Raw genomic sequence first — 11986 nt, 5'->3', positions numbered from 1 at the left:
GAATGTGAGTACATTCCTTTTTGATACTAGTAAAAATTATCTAGTATTTTCCCTTCCATGCCTTCTAGTCGGTGTGGGGGGCAGACGTTTAATTTTCCTTGGATTACATCCTCGTCTTGTTCGTTCGTACCAGTGACCTGTATGGTAATTGTGTGGGTGTCCGGCTTTACTTCGGTTACTTGTAATAGCAGATTGACGGTTCCATAATGATAGACAGGCTTTAGAAACTGTAATTCATGACTTAATATATGGCTTCCTGGTCCAGGAAGATATTTTGAAACTGTCGATGTAATCATTCCTGTGAGCATGATGGTCGGAACAATTGGCTTTTTCAGTGGAGTTTGGGATGCATAATCATGCTGAATAAAAAGAGGGTTTGCGTCATCGGTTAATCCTAAATACAACAGAATATCCTTATCCTCTACTTTAGTCGTTAAAGATAGCTTCTCACCAACAGTAATTTCATTAATTTGTCTGCCTAGCTTTCTCTTTTTTCCTAACAGCATAAGATTCACCTCACATTTGTAAGCGATTACATTACTATTTAAAGAAAATCGGGGCTCTACACCCCGAGTTTCAACAAAAATGATTAAACTAGAACTTCCATTACACTACGTACAGATTGAGCAGACTTATCTAATGCTGCTTTTTCTTCTATAGTTAATTCAAGTTCGATTACTTTTTCGATTCCATTTGCACCAAGGATGGTTGGTACTCCAAGATAAATACCATCGTAGCCAAATTCACCTTCAAGGTACGTAATGGACGGGAGTACACGGCGCTGATCTTTTAGAATTGCTTCACACATTTCAACAAGTGCTGCTGCAGGAGCATAATAGGCACTCCCGTTTCCTAGAAGGTTAACGATCTCACCGCCGCCTTTTCTAGTGCGTTCAACGATTGCTTCTAATCGATCTTTAGCTATTAATGTTTCTAGTGGAATACCACCAGCATAAGAGTAACGAACAAGCGGAACCATATCGTCACCATGTCCGCCAAGAACAAATCCAGTAATATCTTTCACTGAAAGATTTAATTCTTGGGCAACAAATGTACGGAAGCGAGCCGTGTCAAGGACGCCAGACTGACCAATTACACGATTTTTAGGGAATCCAGAAGCTTTAAATACAGTATATGTCATCGCATCAACTGGGTTGGTTAAAACTAGAATAGTACAATTTGGAGAATATTTAACAATCTGCTCTGTTACACTCTTCATAACCTTTTGATTTGTTTGAACTAAATCATCACGGCTCATTCCTGGTTTACGAGCGATCCCAGCAGTGATCACAACGATATCAGAATCACGAGTATCTTCATAGTTGGAAGTGCCAGTAATATTTGCATCAAATCCTTGGACAGGACTAGCTTCAAGCATATCTAGTGCTTTGCCCTTCGTAGGGTTTTCCATTTGTGGAATATCAACTAGAACGACATCGCCTAATTCTTTTTGTGCAAGCAGGAATGCAGTTGTAGCTCCAGTAAAACCTCCGCCAATTACCGAAATCTTTTTACGTTGTAATGACATTATCTTTTCTCCCCTTTATGTAAATTAATCATAAGGGCTACCCGAAAACAGCCCTTACCTTTTACTCTCGAGAATTGTCTAGCTCCGGCGCCAACGACTAATGGGCACTGCTTGTCTTACTCCATATTTTTGATTAATTCGTCACCAAATTCAGAGGTCTTTACTTCTGTAGCACCTTCCATTAAGCGGGCAAAGTCATATGTTACCACTTTAGAAGCGATTGTTTTTTCAACTGATTTAATAATCATGTCTGCTGCTTCATTCCAGCCTAAGTGCTCAAGCAATAATACACCTGATAAAATAACTGATGAAGGGTTTACTTTATCAAGACCTGCATATTTTGGTGCCGTTCCATGTGTTGCTTCGAAAATAGCATGCCCAGTTTCATAGTTGATGTTCGCTCCTGGAGCAATACCAATTCCACCTACTTGTGCAGCAAGTGCATCAGAAATATAGTCACCGTTTAAGTTCATTGTTGCAACAACATCGAACTCACGTGGACGTGTTAGGATTTGTTGTAAGAAGATATCAGCAATTGCATCTTTAACGATGATTTTGCCTGCAGCTTCTGCATCAGCCTGTGCTTTGTTTGCAGCTTCTGAACCAAGACTATCTTTGATGCGGTCATACTGAGCCCATGTAAATACTTGATCGCCGAATTCCTTTTCAGCCAGCTCATAGCCCCAGTTTTTGAACGCGCCTTCTGTATACTTCATAATGTTACCTTTGTGTACTAGAGTTAGTGACTTACGCCCTTCTTTGATCGCATAATTAATAGCTGCGCGCACTAAACGACTAGTACCTTCTTCAGAAACAGGCTTAATACCAATACCTGATGTTTCAGGGAATCTGATTTTGTTTACGCCCATTTCAGTTTGTAAGAAATTAATTAATTTCTTAACATCTTCTGAGCCTTGTTTATATTCAATACCTGCATAAATATCTTCAGTATTTTCACGGAAAATAACCATATCAGTATCTTGTGGACGCTTAACAGGTGATGGTACCCCTTCGAACCATCTTACCGGACGTAAGCAAACGAATAAGTCTAACTCTTGGCGTAATGCTACGTTCAAAGAACGAATTCCTCCGCCGATTGGTGTAGTTAATGGACCTTTGATTGCAATCAAATATTCGTTGATTACATCTAGAGTTTCCTTTGGAAGCCATTCACCAGTTTGATTAAAAGCCTTTTCTCCAGCAAGAACTTCCTTCCATACTAACTTGCGCTCACCTTTATAAGCCTTTTCAACAGCTGCATTTAGTACTCTCTCAGAAGTTGCCCAGATATCAGGACCAATTCCGTCACCCTCGATAAATGGGATAACTGGATTGTTAGGAACATTTAATACTCCGTTTGAAACCGTGATTTTTTCGCCTTGCATAGTTGTATTCTCCCTCCTCGTTATGTATGAAGCAATCGACTACGCTTTAACGCAGTCCATTATTAAAGATTGTATACCAAGGTTAGTGTATTTGAAAACCCTAACCTTTTCATACAATCTAATTAGAACAATTTTTCATTAAAAAGTAAAATGATTATACCCCTCTTTGACCGATTGGTACATAGGTCTGCATACCAGGACCTGTATATTCTGCACGCGGTCGAATCAAGCGGTTGTTTTCATATTGTTCTAGAATATGTGCAAGCCAGCCTGAAACTCGGCTAACTGCGAAAATCGGTGTAAACAAATCATGGTCAATACCTAGACTATGGTACATTGATGCTGAATAAAAATCCACATTTGGCGGAAGCTTCTTCTCGCCTGTTACAATGCTCTCAATTTTCTCAGACATTTCAAACCAATGAGGCTCACCTGTTAGCTCTGTTAATTTCTTTGACATTGCTCTCAAGTGCTTTGCACGCGGATCACCTAAGCGGTATACCCTGTGACCAAACCCCATGATCTTTTCCTTCTTCTCAAGCTTACCACGAACATATGGCTCTACATTTTCAAGATTGCCGATTTCAGTAAGCATTTTCATAACCGCTTCGTTTGCACCGCCATGAAGTGGTCCTTTAAGTGCACCGATAGCAGAGGTAACGCCCGAATAGACATCAGATAAGGTTGCCACGCAAACGCGAGCTGTAAAGGTTGATGCATTTAATTCATGATCAGCATGTAAAACAAGTGCTTTGTCCATTGCGTCGACCGCAATCTGTTCTGGTTCATTTCCAGTTAACATGTAAAGGAAATTCGCGGCAAAACTTAGATCCTGCCTAGGAGCAATTGGTTCAAGTCCTTTTCTAACTCGTGCAAAAGTTGTTACAATTGCAGGCATTTTTGCTTGAAGACGAATTGCTTTACGGTAGTTAGCTTCTTCATTCATATCATCTGCTTCTTCATCGTATAAGCCTAATAATGAAACTGCTGAACGAAGTGCTGCCATTGGGTGGACTTTTTGAATTGGATACATTTTAAAGTGGTTAATAACTTCTTGTGGAAGAGCAGCATTTTCGGTTAGCTGTTTCTTCAATTCAGCCAATTCCGGCTCTGTAGGCAATTTGCGGTGCCAAAGTAAATAAATCACTTCTTCAAAACTAGCATTATCAGCTAAATCATCGATATCAAAACCAACATACGTTAAGGTGTCATCAATAATTGAGCTGATGGAGGAAGTTGTTGCCACAATCCCTTCAAGACCTCTTGTAACTGTCATAGAAAATCTCTCCTTTTTTTAATATTCCCCATTATCCATCTGTAAAAAAACGTATAATAACAACTGGAGCTGCATGGATCCCCAGCTTAGGTAAAACAATGGTATCCCTTATGTGAAAAATATCCCCATTGCCAAAGAACTAATAATGAGCGCATCTTCTAACAATTGAGCGCTTGCTCGGCTCTAGAATAACAAAAGCACGATGTTATCTTAAAGATAAACGTTATTTTACAAATAATCTACCATAATCATGAGACTTATGTAAAAAAGGATGCGCTTTCAAGTCCTATTATAAACAATTATCAGATTTTTGTGAACGAAAAGCGCCCGAAAAGTGTAAAAAAATATTATTTCACAAAATATCTAGCGGAAAAATTCAATTATTTTCATTGCTGTATAGGCAATCCCGGCACCGATTAATGGACCCACTGCAACACCTTTAAAAATTGAAACTGACAAGATCGTGCCTAATACAAGGGCAGTAGTGATTTGCGGGTCATCAGAAAGCAAGGATACTCCGCCCTTTGCTAATAAGGCAACAACCATGCCAGATATCAGTGCAACCCAAGCCATAGGGGATTTAAATGCACTTGACAGGTCTTTAAATCCAATTTCGCCACTGGCGATCGGGACTAGAACTGCAATGGTTATGATCGTCACCCCCCAATTGATTCCTTTTGTCTGTAAAAATGAAAAGGATTTCGTTTCTAATCCTGCTACTTTCAATATTAACAACACCGCAATTGCAATTAATAAGGAATTGTTTTTTGCAATAATTCCGATTACCAGTAGAAGCAGCAGGAATAATAATGATTCACTAAATATCAAATTGATCCATCCTTTTTTCACTATACTACCATAATTGCCCTGTACCACATTAAAGGAATACAATAATGGCTATGAACGATCCGAATTCCGTTTCTATTTTCTTATCAGTGTTTTTAAGGTTTTAATACTGTCCAATTAGCCCAAAAATGTTAAACTAATTCTATATGGTTTAGTTGTTGAAAGGGGGCATGTTGTTGAATAAAAAGTACATAAATCAGACGATACGGTTTATTCTTGTAATTGGGATTGTCATCCTCGCGTCAATATCTCTTTATTATTTGTCAAAGGTAACCTACCCATTTCTAATCGGACTAATTATTGCGTTTTTAATGAATCCGGTTGTAGAAATCTTTGAAAGAAAACTTCGAATGCCCAGGGGTCTAGCAGTTTTCATCGCTCTAATCCTACTATTTGCAATTATTGCAGGTTTACTGACACTGTTGGTAGCTGAAATCGTATCTGGCGCCAATTATTTGGCTAGAGTTGTTCCACAGCATCTTGATACATTAATCAAATATATCGAGGATTATATTACAGCACAGATTATCCCACTTTATAATCAATTAACAAGTGTATTTAATAAACTTGATTCGGGTCAACAAGACACGATCATAGGAAATATCCAAAACATTGGCAACACGATTGGATCAACGGTTGGAACATTCATTCAAAATCTTTTCGGTAACATTCCTGTCATTTTATCATGGTTCCCAACAGCAGCAACTGTGATCATTTTCTCCCTTTTGGCCACATTTTTTATTAGTAAGGATTGGAAAAGATTATCAAGATTTAGCAATAAAATTTTACCTGAAAAGGCTAAAAGCAGCAGCAGAACAGTCTTTTTTGACTTAAAAAGGGCATTGTTTGGATTTTTAAAAGCACAATTAACCCTTATTAGTATTACGACAGTCATTATTTTAATTGGATTACTAATTCTTAGGGTGGATTACGCCATTACGATTGCACTCATCATCGGAATTGTTGATGTAATTCCCTATTTAGGAACGGGTTTAGTTTTTGCACCTTGGATTATCTATAGCATCATTACCGGGAATCTTGGTCTTGCCATTGGCTTGGGTATCCTTTACCTGCTAGTCATTGTACAGAGGCAGATCATGGAGCCTAAGATTCTATCTTCCAACATTGGACTTGATCCATTAGCAACCCTAATTGCCTTGTTTGTCGGTTTTAAATTAATTGGTTTCTTAGGGTTAATTGTCGGGCCTGTTACACTTGTTATTATAAGCACCCTTTATCGTGCACATGTGTTTCATGACATCTGGACCTTTATTAAGGGAAATGAAGTATAAACTAAAAACGTCAACCTACAATGAATTAGGTTGACGTTTTTTTAGTTAATAATCTTAATATTTCCTTTTTCAATCCATTTACGTAGACCATTTTTCATTAAAAATTTAAACGGTCTTCTTGAAGCTGGCAGTAACAATAGGAAGCCTACTAAATCAGTGACAAAGCCAGGAGTTAACAATAGTGTACCGCCTACAAGGACACAGATTCCATCTAAAATGGATTCACCAGGGATTTGCCCGTAGCTTAGCTGTCCTTGAGCGTTTCTAAGTGTTTGCAAGCCTTCTCGTTTGGCTAAATAGGCACCGATTACACCTGTAAGAATGATTAAGGTAATTGTAGGCAGGACACCGATTACTTTGCCTGATAATAGTAAGAAACCGATATCAATAGCAGGTATAATAATAATCAGAAGAGCTAAATATCGCATGTGATCTCCTTTTAAAAAAACGGCTTGTATTCATTATATAATGTCTGGACCAAATTATGATAACAAAAAAAGAAGGGAACCCCCTTCTTTTTTTGTTATAGTACGCTTGCGTGACCGTTGTAGATTACTCCACGGGACGCGTCGACGGTAATTTCTTGTCCGTCTCTGAATACATCTAGAATGTTTTCAACCCCAACAATAACTGGGATTCCAAGGTTTAGACCTACTACGGCTGCATGGCTAGTTAAACCGCCTTCTTGTGTGATTAACGCCACACACTTTTCAATCGCTGGCACCATATCACGATCTGTTCCAAGCGTAACTAAAATGGAACCAGGTTTTACCTTATCCAGTGCTTCTTGGGCGCTTTGAGCAGTCACTACTCTACCGAATGCTGACTTACGGCCAATGCCCTGTGCTTTCGTAATGATATCCCCTACCACATGTATCTTCATTAAGTTTGTTGTTCCAGCTTCACCCACAGGAACACCTGCAGTTATGACAACTAAATCACCATGTTTTACAATACCGCTGTATACACTTTCTTCAACTGCTGTATCAAGCATTTCGTCTGTTGTCGTTGCGATTTTACCGAATTGTGGATAGACCCCCCAAACAAGAGCTAGGCGGCGGCATACAAAATCGTTTGCCGTTACAGCAACGATTGGTGCCTTTGGACGGTATTTAGAAATCATCCTTGCTGTATGTCCACTTTCTGTAGGGGTGATAATTGAATTAACGTCTAAATTAAGTGCTGTATGTGCGACAGATTGACCAATCGCATCTGTTAAGTTATGTTCCGCATCCTTACTGCGAGCCGATAAAATTGCTTTATGATTTAATGCCGATTCAGCTCTAGAAGCAATATTGTGCATGGTTTGAACAGCTTCAACAGGATACAGACCTGCAGCCGTTTCACCCGATAGCATAATTGCATCCGTACCGTCAAAGATAGCATTTGCAACGTCACTAGCCTCAGCACGTGTAGGTCTAGGATTACGCTGCATAGAATCTAGCATTTGCGTAGCCGTAATAACAGGTTTTCCAAGCGTATTACACTTCTTAATAAGCATTTTTTGTACTAAAGGTACTTCCTCAGCTGGTATTTCTACCCCTAGGTCTCCGCGAGCAACCATTAAGCCATCTGATACTTCAAGAATTTCATCGATATTATCGACACCTTCTTGGTTCTCTATTTTAGGAATGATATGAATATGTGTAGCTTGGTTTTCCTCTAGAAGCTGACGGATTTCCAATACATCTTTACCACGGCGAACGAAAGAAGCTGCAATAAAGTCAACTCCCTGTTCAATTCCAAAAAGAATATCTTGAGTATCTTTTTCCGTAATACCCGGCAGATTAACGGAAACACCCGGTACATTGACACCCTTTTTGTTTTTCAATGTTCCGCTGTTAAGGATTTTTGTAAGAATTTCATTTGCCTCTTTATCAATATTTAGTACTTCTAAACCAATCAAGCCGTCGTCTAAAAGGATTTTAGAACCTTCGTTTACATCATCAATTAGACCTGGATATGTAATTGAAAATTTCTCTGTTGTACCTAGTACTTCATTCATGGAAACGATAATACTGCTTCCAGCAGTTAGTTCGATTGCCCCGTCCTGCATGTTATTCGTACGAATTTCAGGACCTTTTGTATCAAGTAAAATGGCAACCGTTTTACCTGTCTTTTTAGCTGCTTCACGGATATTAACGATTCTTTGACCATGTTCTGCAAAATCACCGTGAGAGAAATTCAAACGGGCAACATTCATTCCGGCTTCCATTAATTGTGTTAGCTTCTCGATACTCTCACTCGCTGGACCAATCGTACAAACTATTTTTGTTTTACGTAACATTAAAAATATCCTCCTCTAATTTTACCAATTCCTAAATGGAAAGTTCTTTTGAAAGTTTAAATAAATCAAGATCAAGTGTATGCTTTCTTGCTAAAGCTTCAATGATGTCATAATCGACAAGAGTGTTCTTTTCGATTCCAACCGCTCGTCCGCCTTTACCTTCAATCAGAAGTTCCACAGCCCGTGCACCTAGTCTGCTTGCAAGTACCCTGTCTGATGCAGTTGGTGAGCCGCCGCGCTGAATATGACCTAAAACTGATACTCTAGTATCAAGGTCAGCTACTTCCTTTAATTGTTTAGCAAAGTCTGTACCACTGGTTACACCTTCCGCTATAACGATGATACTATGCTTCTTACCGCGCTCCTGACCCTTACGAAGACGCTCAGCAATTTCATCCATATCATAGTTTTCTTCTGGGATTAAAATCGTCTCAGCACCGCCTGCAAGTCCAGCCCAAAGTGCAATGTCACCTGCGTCTCTTCCCATTACCTCAATCACGAATGTTCTTTCGTGTGATGTAGCTGTATCACGAATTTTATCAACTGCATCAATAACAGTATTTAACGCGGTATCAAAGCCAATCGTTAATTCTGTACCCGGGATATCATTATCAATTGTTCCTGGTACACCAACACATGGGTATCCACGCTCTGTCAAGGCTTTTGCACCTCGATAAGAACCGTCTCCGCCAATTACAACAAGGCCCTCAATACCTTGTGCTTTTAAATGCTCAATTCCCTTTAGCTGACCTTCTGCCGTTTTAAACTCTGGGCAGCGAGCTGTATGAAGCATGGTTCCTCCGCGGTGGATGATATCACCCACGGAACCTAATTCAAGCTTTTTAATATTTCCAGAGATTAAACCAGAATATCCTCCGTAAATACCAAATACCTCTACACCATGAAAAATAGCTTTCCGAACAACGGCACGGATAGCAGGATTCATACCTGGTGAATCCCCGCCACTTGTAAGCACACCAATTCTTTTCATATATTTCACCTCTAAAAAAATTATTAAATCTATGTATATTATTAAATAAGTATTAACAATGGTTACCCCTTTTATTATTTACATAAAAGTCAGGAATATTTATAAAATACCACGAAGAAATGCCCATAACAACTTAATCGTATTAGTAATTTTAATAGACGGAATTGTCCGTTAAATGCAACCGCTTCAAAGCATGCTGTAAACGGATTCATTGAATTTTTATAGAAATCTTTGTGAAAGATTGGTGAACAATGATTTGCTCTAAAGATTGATTACAAAAAAAGGCTATGTTAATTTTGCCTGACGATTTACGCTCCAGGCACTTCGCTTCCGTTAACATTATCCTTTAACATAGCCAAAAGAAAAACGCGCTACATGAGCACGTTTTAAGGTATGCTAATATAATCTTTATCGAAAGAATATTCACCAATTGTTCTAAATCTATTGTAGCGGTCAGTAATTAATTCTTCCTCAGAGAAGCCTAATAATTCCTTTAAGGCTTTTCGGAGTGCTAAATCCATTGCTTCCGACTGCTTCTTAACATCACGATGTGCCCCGCCTTTGATTTCAGGAATAATATCATCAATTACTCCAAGTTCTTTCAAATCAGGAGCCGTAATCTTCATCGTTTCCGCTGCAAGTTTTGCATGCTTAGCATCCTTCCATAGGATAGCTGCAGCACCTTCAGGTGAGATAACAGAATAAGTCGAGTTTTCAAGCATATAGATTCTATTGCCTACACCTAGTGCAAGAGCACCACCGCTTCCACCTTCACCGATCACGATACAAATAACGGGAACCCTTAAGCTCGCCATTTCAAACAAATTACGAGCAATCGCTTCACTTTGTCCACGCTCTTCTGCCGCTTTTCCAGGATATGCTCCCTTCGTATCAATAAAACAGATGATTGGCCGTCTAAATTTATCAGCCTGTTTCATTAGCCGCAGTGCTTTTCTATACCCTTCTGGATGTGGCATCCCAAAATTTCTGCGGATATTTTCCTTTGTATCTTTTCCTCTTTGATGACCAATAACCGTTACCGGCAATCCTCTGTATTTGGCAATTCCTCCAACAATGGCTTCGTCATCCCCAAATGATCGATCCCCGTGACATTCAAAAAAGCCTTCAAACAAGTTCTCAATATAATCAAGCGTAGTCGGCCTGCTCGGATGGCGGGCAATCTGCACACGGTCCCAGGGTTTCATATTTCCGTATATATCCTTCTCAAGCTTCTCAAGTCGAAGTTCTAATTTTTCAATCTCAGAAGATAAATCAACATCTGCTGATTTCGTGAAATCCCTTAGTTCTTGAATTTTGTTCTTCAATTGTAAAATTGGGCGCTCAAATTCTAATTCTCCTACCATCTAGGTTCACCTCCTGGCTGATGAATTTCGAGAATGTTCGTTAGTTTCTCAACTAACTCTAAGCGTGGAATGATCGCATCCAGCTGCCCATGCTTCAATAGAAATTCAGCTGTTTGGAAATCCTCAGGAAGTTCTTCTCTAATTGATTGTTCGATGACTCTCCGTCCAGCAAAACCAATTAATGCTCCTGGTTCAGCAAAATTATAATCACCTAGCGAAGCAAAACTGGCTGAGACACCACCTGTGGTTGGATGTGTCATAATGGAGATAATCAAGCCCCCATTATCACTGAATTTCTTTAAAGCAACACTTGTCTTTGCCATTTGCATTAAGCTCAGAACACCTTCCTGCATTCTAGCTCCACCTGAGGCTGTAAAGATAATGAACGGCACTGACATTCCATCCGCCTTTTCGATTGCCCGAGTAATTTTTTCACCTACAACCGATCCCATACTGCCCATTCTAAAAGTGGAATCCATAATCGCAACAACCACTTGATTACCATTCACGCTGCCGCTTCCAGTCACAACAGCTTCATTTATTTTCGTTTTTAAACGGTCTTTTTCTACTTTTTCAAGATAATCTGGAAAATTTAATGGATTTTCCGAAATCATATTCTCGTCAATTTCATTAAATGTACCCTCATCAATAAAACTACGAATTCTTTCGTTAGAATTCATCGCATGATGATAGCCACAGTGTAAACATACTTTGAGATTTTTATTTAACTCTTTTGTATACATGATTGTTTTACAAGATGGACACTTCGTCATGATTCCTTCAGGGACATCGTTCTTAGCTGCCTCAGATGGTATTGTAGCGTATTTCTTCTTCTTTTGAGTATTTTTAGTAAAAAGTTCTTTAAGCAAGTTGTAGAAACCTCCCTTGTAGGAAAATAAACGTAATAATTTCTATCTCTGAAGTCTTTCTATATTTACATAGATTCAAACCTATTGACTGGTCTGACCACTACGGTCTTAAAATGACCCATTCTAATAATTGGGCTTTTTTTGCTTG

11 protein-coding genes are annotated in these 11986 nt (G+C 39.1%); 1 reads left to right on the top strand and 10 read right to left on the bottom strand.

The features are described 5' to 3' along the window. Window positions 1–26 precede the first annotated feature (26 nt). The 5 genes from BTR25_RS02535 to BTR25_RS02515 form a co-directional block, all read right to left on the bottom strand. Entirely contained in the window at window positions 27–506 is a 480-nt protein-coding gene (locus BTR25_RS02535; RefSeq protein WP_075685850.1) for a MaoC/PaaZ C-terminal domain-containing protein, read from the bottom strand. 83 nt (window positions 507–589) lie between these two features. Next, entirely contained in the window at window positions 590–1528 is a 939-nt protein-coding gene (gene mdh, locus BTR25_RS02530; RefSeq protein WP_075685848.1) for a malate dehydrogenase, read from the bottom strand. A 116-nt stretch (window positions 1529–1644) separates the two neighbouring features. Further along, on the bottom strand, window positions 1645–2913 hold the full coding sequence (gene icd, locus BTR25_RS02525) for an NADP-dependent isocitrate dehydrogenase (RefSeq protein ID WP_075685846.1): 1269 nt from the start codon (window positions 2911–2913) through the stop codon (window positions 1645–1647). A 154-nt stretch (window positions 2914–3067) separates the two neighbouring features. Beyond that, window positions 3068–4189 (bottom strand): citrate synthase, encoded by a 1122-nt coding sequence (gene citZ, locus BTR25_RS02520; protein WP_075685844.1) that lies wholly within the window; start codon window positions 4187–4189, stop codon window positions 3068–3070. A 363-nt stretch (window positions 4190–4552) separates the two neighbouring features. Next, window positions 4553–5014 (bottom strand): DUF441 domain-containing protein, encoded by a 462-nt coding sequence (locus BTR25_RS02515; protein ID WP_075686453.1) that lies wholly within the window; start codon window positions 5012–5014, stop codon window positions 4553–4555. A gap of 197 nt (window positions 5015–5211) precedes the next feature. On the opposite strand from BTR25_RS02515, the gene ytvI reads away from it, so the two are divergent. Next, window positions 5212–6327, top strand: a complete 1116-nt coding sequence (gene ytvI / locus BTR25_RS02510) for a sporulation integral membrane protein YtvI (RefSeq protein WP_075685842.1) — start codon at window positions 5212–5214, stop codon at window positions 6325–6327. A gap of 41 nt (window positions 6328–6368) precedes the next feature. Here the strand turns inward: ytvI and BTR25_RS02505 are convergent, their stop codons facing one another. The 5 genes from BTR25_RS02505 to accD form a co-directional block, all read right to left on the bottom strand. Next, complete coding sequence (locus BTR25_RS02505; RefSeq protein ID WP_075685840.1) at window positions 6369–6755, bottom strand: FxsA family protein; 387 nt, start codon at window positions 6753–6755, stop codon at window positions 6369–6371. A 95-nt stretch (window positions 6756–6850) separates the two neighbouring features. Beyond that, window positions 6851–8614 carry a pyruvate kinase gene (gene pyk, locus BTR25_RS02500; protein ID WP_075685838.1) on the bottom strand — a complete coding sequence of 588 codons (1764 nt, stop codon included), beginning with the start codon at window positions 8612–8614 and terminating at the stop codon, window positions 6851–6853. Between the two features lie 31 nt (window positions 8615–8645). After that, the gene (pfkA, locus tag BTR25_RS02495) at window positions 8646–9605 is read right to left on the bottom strand and encodes a 6-phosphofructokinase (protein ID WP_075685836.1); all 960 of its coding nucleotides are present in this window, start codon (window positions 9603–9605) and stop codon (window positions 8646–8648) included. A 386-nt stretch (window positions 9606–9991) separates the two neighbouring features. Further along, the gene (accA, locus tag BTR25_RS02490) at window positions 9992–10969 is read right to left on the bottom strand and encodes an acetyl-CoA carboxylase carboxyl transferase subunit alpha (RefSeq protein ID WP_075685834.1); all 978 of its coding nucleotides are present in this window, start codon (window positions 10967–10969) and stop codon (window positions 9992–9994) included. Beyond that, window positions 10963–11838 (bottom strand): acetyl-CoA carboxylase, carboxyltransferase subunit beta, encoded by an 876-nt coding sequence (gene accD, locus BTR25_RS02485; protein ID WP_075685832.1) that lies wholly within the window; start codon window positions 11836–11838, stop codon window positions 10963–10965. Before accD ends, accA begins: the two co-directional genes overlap by 7 nt. Between the last annotated feature and the right edge of the window lie 148 nt (window positions 11839–11986).

It is taken from the genome of Bacillus sp. MRMR6, from assembly GCF_001940785.1.
In the GTDB taxonomy this organism is placed as follows: domain Bacteria; phylum Bacillota; class Bacilli; order Bacillales; family Cytobacillaceae; genus Neobacillus.
Note: the sequence above shows the minus strand (reverse complement) of the source record. Positions and strands in the feature narration are given on the sequence as shown.